The 15689-nt window shown below is 64.1% G+C and carries 15 protein-coding genes; 11 read left to right on the top strand and 4 right to left on the bottom strand.

Annotated elements, in window-relative coordinates:
- Window position 1 precedes the first annotated feature (1 nt).
- From BMI91_RS04875 to BMI91_RS04835, 9 genes are all read left to right on the top strand, one after another.
- The gene (locus tag BMI91_RS04875; RefSeq protein WP_078545692.1) at window positions 2-874 is read left to right on the top strand and encodes an ABC transporter permease; all 873 of its coding nucleotides are present in this window, start codon (window positions 2-4) and stop codon (window positions 872-874) included.
- Complete coding sequence (locus BMI91_RS04870) at window positions 867-1700, top strand: ABC transporter permease (RefSeq protein ID WP_078519941.1); 834 nt, start codon at window positions 867-869, stop codon at window positions 1698-1700. Before BMI91_RS04875 ends, BMI91_RS04870 begins: the two co-directional genes overlap by 8 nt.
- A 21-nt stretch (window positions 1701-1721) precedes the next feature.
- Window positions 1722-2897 carry an iron-containing alcohol dehydrogenase gene (locus BMI91_RS04865; RefSeq protein ID WP_078604134.1) on the top strand — a complete coding sequence of 392 codons (1176 nt, stop codon included), beginning with the start codon at window positions 1722-1724 and terminating at the stop codon, window positions 2895-2897.
- Window positions 2898-3262: 365 nt separating this feature from the next.
- On the top strand, window positions 3263-4333 hold the full coding sequence (locus tag BMI91_RS04860; RefSeq protein ID WP_078545697.1) for a LacI family DNA-binding transcriptional regulator: 1071 nt from the start codon (window positions 3263-3265) through the stop codon (window positions 4331-4333).
- 1 nt (window position 4334) lies between these two features.
- Window positions 4335-5597, top strand: a complete 1263-nt coding sequence (locus BMI91_RS04855; protein WP_078604133.1) for an ABC transporter substrate-binding protein — start codon at window positions 4335-4337, stop codon at window positions 5595-5597.
- Between the two features lie 69 nt (window positions 5598-5666).
- On the top strand, window positions 5667-6734 hold the full coding sequence (locus BMI91_RS04850; protein WP_078604132.1) for a carbohydrate ABC transporter permease: 1068 nt from the start codon (window positions 5667-5669) through the stop codon (window positions 6732-6734).
- Window position 6735: 1 nt separating this feature from the next.
- The gene (locus BMI91_RS04845; protein ID WP_078519936.1) at window positions 6736-7614 is read left to right on the top strand and encodes a carbohydrate ABC transporter permease; all 879 of its coding nucleotides are present in this window, start codon (window positions 6736-6738) and stop codon (window positions 7612-7614) included.
- Window positions 7615-7620: 6 nt separating this feature from the next.
- A complete protein-coding gene (locus BMI91_RS04840; RefSeq protein ID WP_078604131.1) occupies window positions 7621-8613 on the top strand; it encodes a glycoside hydrolase family protein in 993 nt (330 codons plus the stop codon).
- 1 nt (window position 8614) lies between these two features.
- Window positions 8615-9685: an ABC transporter ATP-binding protein gene (locus tag BMI91_RS04835; RefSeq protein WP_078604130.1), complete on the top strand. Its 1071-nt coding sequence runs from the start codon at window positions 8615-8617 to the stop codon at window positions 9683-9685.
- Window positions 9686-9841: 156 nt separating this feature from the next.
- Here the strand turns inward: BMI91_RS04835 and BMI91_RS04830 are convergent, their stop codons facing one another.
- The 3 genes from BMI91_RS04830 to otnK are packed head-to-tail and all read right to left on the bottom strand — an operon-like array spanning window position 9842 to window position 12683.
- Complete coding sequence (locus tag BMI91_RS04830; protein WP_078604129.1) at window positions 9842-10735, bottom strand: NAD(P)-dependent oxidoreductase; 894 nt, start codon at window positions 10733-10735, stop codon at window positions 9842-9844.
- Between the two features lie 39 nt (window positions 10736-10774).
- Complete coding sequence (gene otnC, locus BMI91_RS04825) at window positions 10775-11413, bottom strand: 3-oxo-tetronate 4-phosphate decarboxylase (RefSeq protein WP_078519932.1); 639 nt, start codon at window positions 11411-11413, stop codon at window positions 10775-10777.
- On the bottom strand, window positions 11406-12683 hold the full coding sequence (gene otnK / locus BMI91_RS04820) for a 3-oxo-tetronate kinase (RefSeq protein WP_078604128.1): 1278 nt from the start codon (window positions 12681-12683) through the stop codon (window positions 11406-11408). The genes otnC and otnK overlap by 8 nt, the downstream gene beginning before the upstream one ends.
- A gap of 198 nt (window positions 12684-12881) precedes the next feature.
- On the opposite strand from otnK, the gene ltnD reads away from it, so the two are divergent.
- A complete protein-coding gene (ltnD, locus tag BMI91_RS04815; protein WP_078604127.1) occupies window positions 12882-13808 on the top strand; it encodes an L-threonate dehydrogenase in 927 nt (308 codons plus the stop codon).
- 3 nt (window positions 13809-13811) lie between these two features.
- Window positions 13812-14582, top strand: coding sequence for a 2-oxo-tetronate isomerase (gene otnI, locus BMI91_RS04810; protein WP_078604126.1), 771 nt, complete (start codon window positions 13812-13814; stop codon window positions 14580-14582).
- A gap of 19 nt (window positions 14583-14601) precedes the next feature.
- On the opposite strand, the gene BMI91_RS04805 is transcribed toward otnI, so the two are convergent.
- The gene (locus BMI91_RS04805) at window positions 14602-15657 is read right to left on the bottom strand and encodes an aldo/keto reductase (protein WP_078519928.1); all 1056 of its coding nucleotides are present in this window, start codon (window positions 15655-15657) and stop codon (window positions 14602-14604) included.
- Window positions 15658-15689 lie beyond the last annotated feature (32 nt).

Below are 15689 nucleotides of genomic sequence, written 5' to 3'. Positions count from 1 at the left end.
GATGGCCGAGATACAGAAATCCTGGCGGGACGGGGCATTGCGCCTGTCGACCTTGCCTCTCTTGCTGCTGATGGGGCTGTTCTTCGTGATCCCGCTGATCATGACGGCGCTCCTGAGCTTTCAGGGCACGCAATACTACCGGCTTGTCTGGACATGGGATCTGAAGGTCTGGACCGACGTGTTCAGCCAAGTCCATTACTGGACGATCATGTGGCGCACCTTGATGATGGCGCTGGTCTGCACGGTGCTCTGCACCATCCTCGCGATCCCGATCGCCTATGGCATGCTGCATCGACTGTCGCGCTGGTCCGACCATATCACGCTGCTGATGGTCTTCGCCTTTCTCACCGATGCAGTCCTGAAGACCTTCGGCTGGGTGTTGTTTCTCGACCGTTCCGGCGTGCTGAATGGCACGCTCGAGGCGATCGGGTTCCCACCGGCCGCGGTGAACGTGCTCTTCACGCCGAACGCGACGATGATCGGCATGGTCTACAACCTGCTGCCCTACACGATCTTCACCATCGCGCTCTCCATGGCGCGGATCGACGGAGATCTGGTGCTCGCGGCACGTGACGCGGGTGCGTCCCGGCTGCGCGCCTTCATCGAGGTGACCTTGCCGCTTGCCAAGCCCGGTATCTGGGCGGGGGCGGTTCTGGTGTTCGTCCTCAGCCTCGGCGTCTTTCTCGAGCCGAAGGTGATGGGGGGCGGGACCTCTCCGCTCGCGGCGGAACTGATCCGACAGAGTTTCGAGACCCGCGTGAACTGGCCCCTGGGCGCGGCGCTGACGCTCGTGCTGATCGTGATCGGGGCGGCGGCTTTGACGGTGGCCGGAGCGGTCGCGCTCTGGCAGGCGCGGAGGGTGGTAAATGACTGATCGCATGGAAAAGCGAATTGCGGATGTCCTGCTTTACGGCTCCGTGTTCGCCGCGCTGATTTTCTTCTACATCCCGATTGCTACGCTGGTGCTGTTCTCCTTCACCAAGAGCCGCTTCCTGTCCTGGCCGATCCCCGAATTCTCGACCCGCTGGTATGGCGAGTTGCTGGCGGATCGCGATTTCTGGTCCGCGCTTGGCAATTCGGCGCTTCTCGCGGTGCTCGCGACGGTCTTCGCGACGCTTCTCGGCATCGGGGGCGCCTTCGCCTGGAGCCGCTACAAGTTCCGCTTCCAATGGGGCTTTCGCATCCTGACCTTCGCGCCGCTTCTGTTCCCGCAGCTTCTGCTGGGCGTCGTGATGCTCTTGTGGTTCTCGGTGCTGGCCGGCTGGCTGAACATGTCGCCCGGGCTTTGGTCTGCGGTGATCGGGCATGTCATCTACATCACGCCGTTCTGCATCGTGATCATCTCGGTGCAGATGCAGGGCTATGACAACACGCTCGACTATGCCGCCGAGGATGCAGGGGCGACCCGCTGGCAGATCCTGCGGGAGATCACGCTTCCCCTGATCTGGCCGGGGATCTTCTCGGCCGCGATCTTCGCCTTCCTGCTGTCGTGGGGGAATTTCTACATCACCTACAGCCTCTCGGGCTCGACGCGCACGCTCCCGACCTTCGTCTTCTCGGGGATCGCTGTGGGGTCGTCCCCGATCTACCCGGCCCTCGCAACGCTGACCTTCATCCCCGCCTTGGTATTGATCTTCGCCGTCGACAGGTTGCGCAAACGCGCCGCCCGTCGCCGCCTGAGCGCGATTGCCGAGAGCTGATCACTTCGACAGGACCTTCCCATGAGTGAATTCGATTTTGCGAGCCTCCACGCGCGCTGGAGCTTCCCGACGCAAGTCTGGTTCGGAGCCTGGCGCCTGTCCGATCTTCCCGCAGGCTTGACAGAGATCGGCGCAAAGGCACCGCTGCTGATCACCGACAGAGGTCTCGCCACGTCTTCGATCGCAACGCAGGCGCTGGAGATCGTGAAAGCTGCCGGCATGGAGCCCGGATTCTTCCGCGATGTGCAGCCGAACCCCACCGTGGAAAATGTCATGGCGGGACGGGAGGTCTTGCGCAAAGGCGGCCATGATTGCGTCATTGCGCTTGGCGGGGGCTCCGCGATGGATGCTGCCAAGGCGGTCGCGATGATGGCGGGGCAGTCGCGCCCGCTGATGGATTTCGAGGATGTCGGTGACAACTTCCGGCGCGTTCAGACCGAGGGAATGGTGCCTGTCATCGCGATCCCGACAACGGCAGGGACGGGCTCCGAATTCGGCAGATCGTCGGTGATCACCGATACCCAGACCCATCGCAAGGTCATCATCTTCCACCCCGAGATGCTGCCGGAGCTGGTCATCCTCGATCCCGAGCTGACCGTTGGCCTGCCGCCGACTTTGACGGCCGCAACCGGTATGGATGCGCTTTCGCATGCGCTCGAGGCGCTCTGTGCGCCGGGCTGGCACCCGATGGCCGATGGCTTGGCCCTGACGGCATTGAAGATGATCGACGGAGCCCTCGCGACAGCCTATTGGGAGCCCGAAAATCTGGAGGCGCGCTCGAACATGATCGTCGCCTCCGCGATGGCCTGCACGGCCCTGCAAAAGGGGCTCGGCGCGGTGCATGCCTTGGCGCATCCGTTGGGCGCGCGTTACGATGCGCATCACGGAATGCTCAATGCGGTGCTGATGCCCCATGTGCTTCGCTTCAACCTGCCTGCCGTGAGAGAGCAGATGGCGACGCTCGCGCATGAATTGCGGCTCGAGGGCGACGATCCCGGCGCGGCGGTTCTTGCGTGGTTGGAGGCGTTGCAGGCGCGCATCGACATGCCTTCGACGCTGAGCGAGATGGGCGTCAAGGTTGATGACGGTGATATTCCCGCTCTGATCGCCGATGCGTTGCGCGATCCCTGTGCCGGAGGCAATCCGATCCGTTTGGACGCGGAAGGGGTCGAGCAGATCTTGCGGGCCGCCCGCTGACTGCCGGGCTGCGGCGCATGTGATCCTCAAGGCATGGGGGAGCGGCCTGTCGTCGCTCGGCGTCGATCTTGTCGTGCTGCGCGGCTACAATCGGCCCGAGAACATCGCGTGCGTGCGGGCCCTGCGCTTCACTTGCGCGGAATATGCATTCCGAAGATATTGAACCGCTTATCGATCACCCGGACTTCGTGGTGGTGCTGAGGGCTCTGGGAGAGCTCCAGTTCGGGAGATCGCACTTCCAAGGCGCACGGGGCAGGGCCTAAGGGTCGCCTTCCAACTCAATTTGACATCGATGACATTTCTGATTATGACATCGATGTCTTTTGGGAGTCGCGGAGTTTTCTCTGCGTTGGAGGGGGGCCGTCGTGTCGACGATTTACGATGTAGCAAAGCTGGCTGGCGTTTCGCCGAAAACGGTCTCTCGCGTCGTGAACGGGGATGCGCCGGTCGGCAAAAAGACCCGCGAGAAGGTGGAAACCGCCATTCGCGAGTTGAAATATGTCCCCTCGAGCGCGGCACGCATGATGCGCTCGAACCGGTCGGGGCTGATCGGCGTCGTGACGGGGGCGATTTCGCGCACGGCCGAGCTGTCCGACCCCAAGGGTCTGCCCGATCTGTTCATCCTTCAGGGCATTCAGCAGGTCGTCGCCGAGCGCGATCTGACCTTGATGATCGCGGATACGGCCGGACAGATCGACAAGGTTCCCGCACTCCTGCGCACGTTTCAGGAGCATCGGGTCGAGGGGCTGATCTATGTCGCCGACTATCACAAGCGGGTGGCCTTCGAGACCGCGACACCGGCTTGCCCGCTGGTGCTCGCAAACTGCTACGACGCCCATGGCACCCCGGCGATCGTGCCCGACGACAAGGCCTGTGAGAAACGGCTCGTCGAGCGTCTGACCGCGCATGGCCACAGGCGCATTGCCTATCTGACATTCGATCCCGCGATGGATGCGGTGCCGCTTCGCATCGAGGGGTATCGCGAAGCGCTTGAGGCTGCGGGGATCGCCTACGACCCCGCGCTCGTATCGACAGGCTACCCGATCAACACCGAATTTCTGCACCGGTGGCTCGACGAGGCGCTCGACCGGATCCTCGCGCTGCCGGAACCGCCAACCGTGATCTGCTGCGGCAATGACGAGATGGCGATGCAGCTTTACGGATTGCTGCGCACCCGCGGCATCCGTGTCCCGGAGGATATCTCCATCGCCGGTTTCGATAATTACCGCGCGATTGCAGAGACCCTCTACCCGCCGCTGAGCACGGTCGAACTGCCCTATGCCGAGATGGGCAGGCAGGCGGCCGAGCTTTTGCTTTCCTTGATCTCGGAGGAGGCATCCCGTCCGCACGACCCTGTGCGGGTGGCGGGACGCGTATTCTGGCGCTCCTCCGTGACCGACCTCGAACTCGAAAGCCAGACATCCAAGGGAGGATGACATGAAACTATTGAATGTGACGGCCGGGGCGGTCATTGCCGCCACCGGGTTCTGCAGTGCTGCCTTCGCGACCACCGATCTGACGATGTGGTATCACGGCGCAGGCAACAAGGTGGAGAGCAAGATCGTCAACCAGATCATCGACGACTTCAACAAGAGCCAGTCGGACTACAAGGTCGCGCTGCAGAGCTTCCCGCAGAACAGCTACAATGACTCGGTGACGGCAGCAGCCCTCGCAGGCAACCTGCCCGACATTCTCGACATGGACGGGCCGATCATGCCGAACTGGACGTGGTCGGGCTATCTGCAGCCGCTGCCGATCCCGGAAGATCACTTCAAGGATTTCCTGCCCGGTACCAAAGGCGTCTATGACGGCAAGCTCTACTCGATCGGGCTGTGGGACGCGGCGGTCGCGCTTTATGCGCGCAAGTCCACGATGAAAGAGCTCGGGCTGCGCACGCCCACGCTCGACAAACCCTGGACCAAAGACGAGTTCATGAGCGCGCTCGAGGCCGCGAAGAAGAGCGGCAAGTTCGACTACGCAATCGATCTAGGCATGTCGGACAAGGGCGAGTGGTATCCCTATGCGTTCCTGCCCTTCCTGCAGAGCTTCGGCGGCGGGCTGGTCAACCGCGAGACCTATGACACCGCAGAGGGCGTGCTCAACGGCGATGCTGCGATCGCCTGGGGCAACTGGTGGCAGTCGCTGTTTGCCGACAAGCTGGCGCCCGGCACGAGCCAGGACCCGGCAGCCCATGAAACCGGCTTCATCGACGGCAAATATGCCTTCTCGTGGAACGGCAACTGGAATGCGGTCAAGACGATGGACAAGGTCGACGATGTCGAGTTCCTGCCCGCGCCTGATTTCGGCAACGGTTCCAAGATCGGCGGCGCGTCCTGGCAGTTCGGCATCTCGGCCAGCTCCACGGCTCCCGAGGGTGCGGCGGAGTTCATCAAGTTCGCGACGCAGGACAAGTACCTGGCGGAGTTCTCGGATGCGCTCGGCCTGATCCCGGCCACCAAGTCGGCCGCGCAGATGACCAAGAACTACAAGACGGGCGGTCCGCTTGCAGTGTTCTACGGCCTGTCCGAGGCGCAAGCCGAGAAACGTCCGGTGACGCCCGGCTACGTCGTCGACTCCAAGGTGTTCCAGAAGGCCGCCGCGGATATCGCGGACGGGGCTGACGTGATCGACACGCTCGATTCCGCCACCGACCAGATCAACGCCGATATCAAGCGCAACGACGGCTACAAGAAGAACTGAGGCGCTGTGCCGCGGGGGCGCGCGATTGCCGCGCCCCCCACCTCCAACTTCAGACCGGGAGACCGCGCCATGCGCTCGTCACTGACTTCCGCCAATCGGGCGGGATGGGCCTTTGCCCTGCCGGGCATCGTGCTGATCCTCGCCTTCATCATCACACCTTTCTTTCTGGGCGTCGGCTTCTCGCTGACCAACCAGCGGCTGATCTCGCCCAATGCCACGCGTTTTGTCGGTCTCGAGAACTACCGGGAAATGCTCAACATCGCGGTGGTCGACCTTCAGGCAAAGACCGATAGCGCGGGCAAGACCGTCACCGATGCCGATGGACAGGCCGAATTTCCCCGCCTGCGCTCCATCACGCGCAACCCTGACACGCCGCAATATCACGGTATGCAGGAATGGTTCCGCTGGGTCTCGGGCGACACGGCGCATGTGGTGATCGCAAGCGACGTCGTCTTCTGGAAAGCGCTGCTCAACACCTGCATCTTCGTGCTGATGGTCGCACCGATCCAGGCCGCGATCGCGCTGGGTCTCGCGCTACTGATCAATCAGAAACTGCGCGGGATCACGATCTTCCGCACCATCTATTTCATGCCCGTCGTCGTCTCGATCGTCGTCGTCTCGCTGCTCTGGCGTTTCATCTATTCGGGACAGAACGGGCTCTTGAACAACATGCTGTCCTTCCTGAGTTTCGCGCATTTCCAGCCCGTCGACTGGCTGGGCAACCCACATACCGCGCTTGGCGCGATCATCACGATGTCGATCTGGCAGGCGGTGGGCTTCCACATGGTGATCTGGCTCTCCGGGCTGCAGACGATCCCGCCCACGCTTTACGAGGCCGCAGCGATCGAAGGCTCGTCGAAATGGCAGACCTTCCGCTATGTCACCTGGCCGGGGCTGCGCCACACCGCGGTGCTGGTGCTGATCGTGATCACCATGCAGGCCTTCGCGATCTTCGCCCAGATCGACGTCATGACGAAGGGCGGCCCGCTCGACTCCACCCAGACGCTTGTCTTCCAGGCCGTGCAACGCGGCTACGGGATGCAGAACATCGCGGGTGGCTCGGCGATCTCGGTGATCCTGTTCCTGATCGTTCTGGTGATTTCGATGATCCAACGCTGGCTGACGAGGGAGCGCTGAAATGAGTGTCATTGGTTCCGATAACCGCAATCTGCGGCTGGGTGTGCGCTATCTCGTGCTGATCCTGATCGCGCTGATCTTCGTCCTGCCGCTGCTGTTCATGGTGATGTCCAGCTTCAAGCCCAGCGACGAGCTGCTGCGCGACACGTCGAGCCTGCGCGCCTTCCTGCCGGTGGGCCAGCTCAGCCTCGACAATTACACCGGCGCCTTCGAGCGCGCCCCGGTCGGGCTCTTCGTCTTCAACTCGATCTTCGTGACCGGGACGACGGTGCTACTGTCGCTGGTGATCTGTTCGCTCGCCGGGTTCTCCTTCGTCTTCCTGCAATGGCGCGGGCGCGACGTGATGCTCTCGATCATTCTCGCGACCTTCATCGTGCCCTTCGAGACGATCGCGATCCCGCTTCTGCTGGAAGTGTCGAAACTGCCGTGGCTGGGGCTCGACGGGCTCAGTTGGGGCTGGCTCGACAGCTACCGCGTGCAGATCATCCCGTGGATCGCGGACGGGCTGACGATCTTCCTCTTCGTGCAGTATTTCAAAGGCCTGCCCGGTGAGCTGATCGAAGCGGCCCGCGTCGAGGGCGCAAGCTGGTTCCAGATCTATCGCCGCGTGGTGATCCCGCTCTCGGGGCCTGTCATCGCGACCGCCGCGATCCTGAAATTCCTGATCATGTACAACCAGTATCTCTGGCCGCTGATCGTGGTCCAGCAAGAGCAGTATCGCCCGGTGATGGTCGGCCTGCAGTATTTCTTCCAACTCAACCCCGCTTGGGGGGAGATCATGGCTTACCTGACGCTGATCACGGTGCCAGTTCTCGCCTTCTATCTCGTGCTTCAAAAGGCGTTCATCGCCTCCATCGCCTCTACCGGCGTGAAAGGATAATCCGACATGGTTCTCGCACTCGATAAGCAATGGGTCTGGGACAGCTGGTATGCCCATGATGGCGAACGCTGGCATGCCTGGTTCCTCAAGGCCGACAAGTCGCTCGGCGATCCGGACCTGCGCCACTTCAACGTGAGCCAGGGCCACGCGGTCTCGGACGACCTGATAAGCTGGCAGCATCTGGGAACGTCGCTCGCCCCGGCGCCGGCCCCGGCCTGGGACGATCTGGTCACCTGGACCGGGTCGGTGCTGTGCGACGATGACGGGCTGTGGCACCTGTTCTACACGGGCGGTCGGCAGTCCGAAGACGGGCTCTATCAGCGCATCGGTCACGCGACCTCGCACGACATGCACAATTGGGACCGCGTGGGCGACGGGCTCTGCCTCGACCTGACCGGCCCCAATGCCGCGCAGTACGAGGCCGAACACATGGTCGGTCACTGGCACGACCGGGCGATGCGCGACCCTTGGGTGATGCGCGACCCCGCAGGCGATGGCTGGCTGATGTATTTCACCGCCCGCGCCCCCGGCATCGAAGAGGCGAACGCGGCCGGGGCCATCGGCTTCGCCACCTCGCCCGACCTGATCCACTGGGACCTCCAGCCGCCGGTCTTCGTCGGCGGGTTCGGTCAGCTCGAAGTGCCGCAGGTCTTCGAGGAGAACGGGCGCTGGTATTGCCTGTTCTGCACCGCCGCCGAGCACTGGAGCCGCGCGCGGATCGCGGAAACCGGCATGACCCCGGTGACCGGCAACCACTACCTGATCGCAGACGACCCGCGCGGGCCGTGGCGGATCGCCCCCGGCTTCCTCGATGGCGCGAACCCGTGCCGGCGCTATGCCGCACGCATCCTCGAGACCGCCGAGGGGCTGGTGATCATGGGGTTCGACGACAACGGCCACGACCATTTCGTCGGCCAGATCCGCGACCCGGAGCCCGTTCTCGTGGACGCAGAGGGTTATCTGCACATCGACGCGGATGCCGAGCAGGGAGGGAAATGACATGGCAGACATCAAGCTGCGCGGCCTGCGAAAGAGCTATGGCGCCCATGAGGTCATCCGCGGAGTCGATATCGACATCGCCGATGGCGAGTTCTGCGTCTTCGTAGGCCCCTCGGGCTGCGGGAAATCCACGCTGCTGCGGATGATTGCAGGGCTCGAGGACATCTCGGGCGGCACGCTGGAGATCGACGGCGAGCGCGTCAATGACGTTCAGCCCCGCGAACGCGGCGTGGCGATGGTGTTCCAGAGCTACGCGATCTTCCCGCATATGAGCGTGCGCGAAAACATGGCCTTCGGCCTCACCATCTCGGGCGCGTCGAAAGCCGAGAAGGCGGAGAAAGTGCAGCGCGCCGCCGAGATCCTGCAGATGGAGCATCTGCTCGACCGCCGCCCCAGCCAGCTCTCGGGCGGCCAGCGCCAGCGCGTCGCGATCGGGCGCGCGATCACCCGCAACCCCTCGGTCTTCCTCTTCGACGAGCCGCTCTCGAACCTCGATGCGGCGCTTCGGATGGACATGCGCATGCAGATCGGCAAGCTCCACAAGCAGCTGGGCGCGACGATGATCTACGTCACCCACGATCAGGTCGAGGCGATGACGCTCGCCGACAAGATCGTGGTGCTGCGCGACGGGCTGGTGATGCAGTCGGGCTCGCCGATGGAGCTCTATCACAACCCAGCCAACCGCTTCGTCGCAGGCTTCCTCGGCGCGCCGTCGATGAATTTCCTCGAGGTCGAAGTCCTGGAAGCCGATAGCGAAAACGCCAAGGTCGCGCGCCACTCCATGGACCCGATCGTCGTGCCCGTGCGCGGTCGCAAATTCGCCCCCGGCGACACCGCCCTGCTGGGCCTGCGCCCGCAATACGTCACCCCCAGTACGCCCGATGAGGGTGTCCTGCACGGTCAGGTGTCTCTGGTCGAACGGCTGGGCAGTGAAACGGTCGTCGATCTGGCGATGGAGGATGGCACGAGCCTGATCGCCGCCTTCAGCGAGGACAAGCAATTCGAACGTGGCGAACGGATCGATCTGGCTTTCGACCCCGCCCGGACGCATCTGTTCCACCCCGACGAGTGAGGGGTGGCGCTCATCAGCCCCGAAAATATCCTCCCGAAGGACCTGAGGCCGGCCATGCACGAACACGCAAAACGGCCGCCTCAGGTGGAGCCGGTAAATGCTCAGCCCGACCATTTCTGGCCGGGCTGAGACGTCGCTTTCGGGAGGTGCGTGGGCTTAGTCGAGCCCGTTCGCGCGTGCAACGAAATCCGCGAGATGCGGCACGTAATCTTCAGAGCCGTCGCCACCGGTTGCCATCGCCATCGCGAAGGCATTCTTGGCGGTGCTGGCGAGCGGGGTCGCGACCGTGACGGCATTGGCCATCGTCTCGACGTAGCGCAGGTCCTTGTAGGCATTGGCGAGCGTGAACTTGTGCGCCTCGCGGTTACCCTCGAGCGCGTAGCCCATGAAGGTCTGGTAGAAGCCGCAATCCATCCGGCCGCCCCGGATCACCTTGTCGAACTGCTCGACCGGAATGCCGACCTTGCGCGACAGCGCGAGGGCTTCGGAATAAAGCGCGGCATAGCCGAGAGAGATGAAGTTGTTGAGCAGCTTCATTCGGTGGCCGTCGCCCAGACTGCCCACGCGCACGATCTTGCCCGCCCAGGTGTCGATGACCGGTTCGATGCGTGCGAACAGCTCTTCATCCGCGCCGACCATGCAATCGAGCGTACCTTCCCAGGCCTCTTTCGGGGTGCGGCTGAGCGGTGCATCGGCATAGGCGACGCCGATTGCCTCCATGTCCTGTGCGAGCTTCATCGTCATGGTCGGTTCGCCGGTCGAGCAATCAATGATCACGCTGCCTTCTTTCAGGCCCGGGGTCAGCTTCGCGACCGCCTCGGCGGCCTCGGGCGCGCCGGTGAGGCACAGGAAGATGATTGAGGAGCGTGACGCGAGGTCTTCGTAGGACGATGCCTCGGTCGCCCCGCGCGAGACCAGGTCCTCGATCGGCTTGCGGTTGCGGTGGGCGATCACGGTCAGCGGATAGCCTTTCTCGACGATGTTCTTGGCCATGCCGTGGCCCATCAGGCCGGTGCCGATGAAGCCGATGGTTTCCTGGGTTTTAGTCATTGGGTACTCCGCTTGGGTCGGTAGGTCGTGAAATTCGGGTCAGAGATTGAAACGCTTGCGCAGGTCCGCGACCTGCGACTGGGTGAGCGGGCGGATCGCGTGCCCTTGCAGCGCGAGGAACAGCTTGGAGGTCTCCTCCAGCTCTTCGGCGGCGTATTGCGCGTTCGACAGACTGGTGCCTGCGACGACGGGGCCGTGATTGGCGAGCAGCACCGAATGATGCGCGCTGGCCAGCGAGCGCACGGCCTCGGCCAGTTCGGGATCGCCCGGCGCGTAGTAGGGGACAAGCGGCAGCTTGCCCACGCGCATCACGTGATAGGCGGTCAGCGGCGGCAGCACGTCCTCGGGGTCGATATCGCGCAGGATCGAGACGGCCGTCGAATGGGTCGAGTGCAGGTGGATCACCGCGCCCGCCTCCTGACGCTCGTCATACATCGCGAAATGCAGGAAGGATTCCTTGGTCGGCTTGTCGCCCGAGACGAAATTTCCATCCCGGTCGAAGAGCGATATCCGGGCCGGGTCGAGCGTGCCGAGCGAGGCGTTGGTGGGCGTCATCAACCAACCGCCATCGGGCAGCCGCGCCGAGATATTGCCCGAAGACCCTGCGGTCAGGCCGCGATCGAAGAGCGAGCGCCCGATGGTGCAGATCTGGTCGCGCAGACGCGTTTCGTCAGACATGTTCGACCTCCGACTCCAGCAGGTCCCACGCCTTGAGGAAGAAATCCTCGGCGCCGAAATTGCCCGATTTGAGCGCGAGCGCGAGGCGCGGGCCGGACAGGCTCATCGTCCACGGCACGCCGGGGTCGATCTCGGGACCGATGTCGAGCAGGCGCACGCCGAGCGCCGTCGTCACCGCGCCCGACGTCTCGCCGCCCGCGATCAGCATCCGGGTGAACCCGGCGTCGCGCAGGCGTTCGGCGACCGCCGCCAGCGTGTCTTCGACCAGCGCGCCGGAGGCGTCTCGGCCCAGACGGGACTGGATCTTGCTGAGCTGCGCGGGATCGGCGCTGGAATAGATCAGGGGCGTGCTGTCGGCGGGCTGCGCGATGGCCCAGTCGGCGATCTCATCCGCGCTCTGTCTGCCTTCGGTCAGCGCTTCCACGTCGAGCGCGCGGCTCGGCAGGCCCGCCGCTTGCGCCGCCGCGATCTGGCCACGGGTCGCGACCGAGCAGGAGCCCGCGAGGATCGCGCAGCGGCCCTCCGGGGCTGCCATCCGATCCGGGGCGCTGTACGCGTCGCTCTGGTCGCGAAGTGCTGCGGCCAGACCCAGACCGATGCCCGAGCCGCCGGTGATCAGCGGCATCTCCGCGCAGGCCGCGCCGAGCGTCATCAGATCCGATTCGTCGATCGTGTCGGTGACGACGATGCGGGTGCCTGCGGCACGTGCGACCTCGAGCGCCTCGCGCAGCGCGGCCTCTCCCTGCCGGATCGTCGTGACGTCGATGGAGCCCACTTTCAGCGCCGTCTGTCGTCCCAGAACCCGCACCAGATCGGGGTCGCGCATCGGGGTGAGAGGGTGATCTTTCAGGGGGCTTTCCGACAGCAGGCGGTCGCCTACGAAGAGGTGGCCCTTGTAGACCGTGCGCCCGGTCGCCGGGAAGGCGGGGCAGGCGATGGTCAGGGTCGCGCCGGTGAACTCCATAAGGGCTTCGGTGACGGGCCCGATATTGCCTTCGTCGGTGGAGTCGAAGGTCGAGCAATACTTGAACATCAGGCGCTGCGCCCCGGCTGTGCGCAGGGCTTTCGCGGCCTGCAGCGACATCTCGACCGCTTCGTCCGCCGGAACGGTGCGCGACTTCAGCGCGACCACCACCGCATCGGCGCCCGACAGGTCCATTTGCGGCCCCGGCAGGCCGATGACCTGCCGCGTCTTCAACCCGCTGCGTGACAGCATCAGGCACAGGTCAGTGGCGCCGGTAATATCGTCGGCGACCGCTCCGATCAGCATGGAAATTCCTCCCTCGGTCCACAGATCGCCGATCGCCCCGACGGCTCGGGACGGCGATTTCACATAGCCCTTGCCAAGCCGTTGCGGCTCGGGCTAACGATGTAATGACAACGCTATCATTCCAGCAATGCAAGCGCAAGATGGACGCTGGGAGGGGGCGGAGTGAGACTAGAAATCGGCGATTGAGAGGTATTCCGCATGAAGTCACCCCAAGAGACGAAGGTCTGTGTCATCGGTCTGGGATCGATGGGCTTCGGCATGGCCGAGAGCTTGCTGCGAGACGGGTTCGCGGTGACGGGCGTCGATGTGAATGCCGAGGCGATGGCGCGCTTCTCCGCACTTGGCGGCGCGGTTGCGGCCGACCCTGCGACGGGTGCGCAAGATGCGGATCTGGTGATCGCCGTGGTCGTCAATGCCGATCAGACAGGGCAGGTGCTTTTCGGACCGGGCGGCGCCGTTGCGACCATGTCCAAAGGCGGCGTCGTGATGTCCTGCGCCACGATGGCGCCCGATCTGGCGCGCGTCTTCGCCAAGCGCTGCGCCGAGGTGGGCGTGGAATATCTCGACACGCCGATCAGCGGGGGCGCCGTGCGTGCGGCCAGCGGTGAATTGACGATCATGGGCTCGGGGCCGTCCGCTACCTTTGCGCGCATCCGTCCGGCGCTCGATAGCGTCGCGGCCAAGGTCTACGAGCTGGGCGAGGAAGCGGGCACGGGCGCGGCCTTCAAGGTGGTCAATCAGCTTCTGGCCGGGGTGCATATCGCGGCGGCCTGCGAGGCGATCACCTTCGCCAAGGCGATGGATCTGGATCTGGAGAAGGTCTACGAGGTGATCACCGCCTCGGCGGGCAATTCCTGGATGTTCGAGAACCGGGTGCCGCATGTGCTCGAGGGCGATTACAGCCCGCGCAGTGCGGTGGATATCTTCACCAAGGACCTGGGGATCGTGGCGGATATCGGGCGGGACATGAAATTCCCGACCCCGATTGCAAGCACAGCGATGCAGATGTTCGTCATGACGGCAGCCGCCGGGATGGGGCGCGACGATGACGCCTCGGTGGCGCGGATGCTGGCAGATATCGCAGGTCTCGAATTGCCGTCCGCCACGCCTGCAAGTGAGGGCTGAACGATGCCCAGATTTGCCGCCAACCTGACGATGATGTTCACCGAGCACGATTTTCTCGACCGCTTCGCTGCGGCGAAAAAGGCAGGCTTCGATGCGGTCGAATATCTCTTTCCCTATGATCATCCGCCCGAGGCGATCGCGGAGCGGCTGCATGAGCACGGGCTGACGCAGGCGCTCTTCAATCTGCCGCCCGGCAACTGGGAGGCAGGCGATCGCGGGCTGGCGGCTCTGCCGGAGCGCGGAGAGGAATTCCGGGCCTCGATCGATACCGCGCTGCGCTACGCAGAGGCGACCGGGGTAGGGCGGGTCCATGTGATGAGCGGGCTGGCTTCACGCAAAGACGCGGCGGCGTTGAGCGCCTACCGCGACTCGCTGCGGCGGGTCTGCGAGGCGGCCGGGGCGCAGGGGCGCGACGTGGTGATCGAGCCGATCAACACACGCGACATGCCGGGCTATTTTCTGGATGATTTCAGCTTCGCCGCCGATCTGATCGCGGCGTTGGGGCTGCCCAATCTCAAGCTGCAATTCGACATCTATCACCGCCAGATCCTGCACGGTGACGTGCTGATGGGGCTGCGGGAGATGGCGCCGATCATCGGGCATGTGCAGATCGCTGCGGTACCGGATCGGCATGAGCCCGGAACCGGCGAGCTCGACGATACGCGCATCCTGCGTGAGCTGGACGCGCTGGGCTATGAGGGGTTCGTGGGCTGCGAATATCGCCCGGCGGGTCGGACCGAGGGCGGCCTCGGCTGGATGCGCGCCTTCGCCTGAGACGAAGGCGCGCCCCTGATCAGCTTTCGATGTAATCGCGATGCAGCGCCCAGTCGCCCGGGCTGAACCGGTCCGAGGCGAATTGCTGCTGGTGCCAGTAGGGGTAGATCACGGGCAGCTTGCTGACCTCGTGCAGGCGCTTCAGCTCGTCCTCGCTCAGCTCCAGATCCACGGCGCGGAAATTGTCGCGGAACTGCTGTTCGTTGCGTCCGCCGATGACGAGCGAGCTGACTGCAGGACGCGTCAGCAGCCATGCCAGCGCGACCTGCGCGGCAGAGACCCCATGCGCGTCGCCGATCTCGACCAGCGTGTCGACGATGTTCCACAGCTTCTCTTCGTCGCGGATCGGCGGCTCGGTCCAGCCTGCGAACTGACGCGAGCCTTCCGGAGTGTCCTTGCCGCGGCGATGCTTGCCCGACAGGAGGCCGGCGGCGAGCGGGCTCCAGACCAACACGCCCAGCCCCTGATCGACCGAGATCGGGAGCAATTCGTATTCTGCCTCGCGGGCCTCGAGCGTGTAGTGGATCTGCTGGGCCACGAAACGCTCGCGCAGGCTCCGGTCGCTGACGCCGAGCGCCTTCATGATGTGCCAGCCCGAGAAGTTCGAGCAGGCGATGTAGCGGACCTTGCCCTGTTGCACGAGCGTGTCGAGCGCCGAGACCATCTCCTCCATCGGGGTCACGCCGTCCCATTCATGCATGTGGTAGATGTCGATGTGGTCGGTGCGCAGCCGCTTGAGCGAGCGTTCGCATTCGCGGATCAGGTGATAGCGCGAGAAACCCTCGTCGTTGGGGCCGTCGGCGATCCGCATCCGCGCCTTGGAGGAGATCAGCACGTCGTCGCGCCGACCGTCGAGCACTTCGCCAAGGATCTCTTCCGAGAGGCCGGTCGAGTACATGTTCGCGGTGTCGTAAAGGTTGATACCGGCGTCGATGCAGGTGTCGACCAGCTTGCGCGCTTCGCTGACGCCTTGGGCGCCGACGGCCTTGAAAGCGCCTGCACCGCCGAAGGTGAACGTGCCCATCGTGAGCACCGAGACCTTGAGCCCCGATCGTCCTAGGGTTCTGTATTTCATGGATATCTCCTCCTCTTGAGTATCGTTTCCTC

It is taken from the genome of Thioclava sediminum (assembly GCF_002020355.1).
Classification (GTDB): Bacteria; Pseudomonadota; Alphaproteobacteria; order Rhodobacterales; family Rhodobacteraceae; genus Thioclava; species Thioclava sediminum.
Note: the sequence above shows the minus strand (reverse complement) of the source record. Positions and strands in the feature narration are given on the sequence as shown.

Excerpts from the sequence above, each read along its gene's own strand:
- BMI91_RS04855 (WP_078604133.1), top strand. The coding sequence starts at position 4,335 with ATGAAACTATTGAATGTGACGGCCGGGGCGGTCATTGCCGCCACCGGG.
- otnK (WP_078604128.1), bottom strand. The coding sequence starts at position 12,683 with ATGCTGATCGGAGCGGTCGCCGACGATATTACCGGCGCCACTGACCTG.
- BMI91_RS04870 (WP_078519941.1), top strand. The coding sequence starts at position 867 with ATGACTGATCGCATGGAAAAGCGAATTGCGGATGTCCTGCTTTACGGC.
- BMI91_RS04830 (WP_078604129.1), bottom strand. The coding sequence starts at position 10,735 with ATGACTAAAACCCAGGAAACCATCGGCTTCATCGGCACCGGCCTGATG.
- otnI (WP_078604126.1), top strand. The coding sequence starts at position 13,812 with ATGCCCAGATTTGCCGCCAACCTGACGATGATGTTCACCGAGCACGAT.
- BMI91_RS04805 (WP_078519928.1), bottom strand. The coding sequence starts at position 15,657 with ATGAAATACAGAACCCTAGGACGATCGGGGCTCAAGGTCTCGGTGCTC.
- ltnD (WP_078604127.1), top strand. The coding sequence starts at position 12,882 with ATGAAGTCACCCCAAGAGACGAAGGTCTGTGTCATCGGTCTGGGATCG.
- BMI91_RS04875 (WP_078545692.1), top strand. The coding sequence starts at position 2 with ATGGCCGAGATACAGAAATCCTGGCGGGACGGGGCATTGCGCCTGTCG.
- BMI91_RS04865 (WP_078604134.1), top strand. The coding sequence starts at position 1,722 with ATGAGTGAATTCGATTTTGCGAGCCTCCACGCGCGCTGGAGCTTCCCG.
- BMI91_RS04835 (WP_078604130.1), top strand. The coding sequence starts at position 8,615 with ATGGCAGACATCAAGCTGCGCGGCCTGCGAAAGAGCTATGGCGCCCAT.
- otnC (WP_078519932.1), bottom strand. The coding sequence starts at position 11,413 with ATGTCTGACGAAACGCGTCTGCGCGACCAGATCTGCACCATCGGGCGC.
- BMI91_RS04840 (WP_078604131.1), top strand. The coding sequence starts at position 7,621 with ATGGTTCTCGCACTCGATAAGCAATGGGTCTGGGACAGCTGGTATGCC.
- BMI91_RS04850 (WP_078604132.1), top strand. The coding sequence starts at position 5,667 with ATGCGCTCGTCACTGACTTCCGCCAATCGGGCGGGATGGGCCTTTGCC.
- BMI91_RS04845 (WP_078519936.1), top strand. The coding sequence starts at position 6,736 with ATGAGTGTCATTGGTTCCGATAACCGCAATCTGCGGCTGGGTGTGCGC.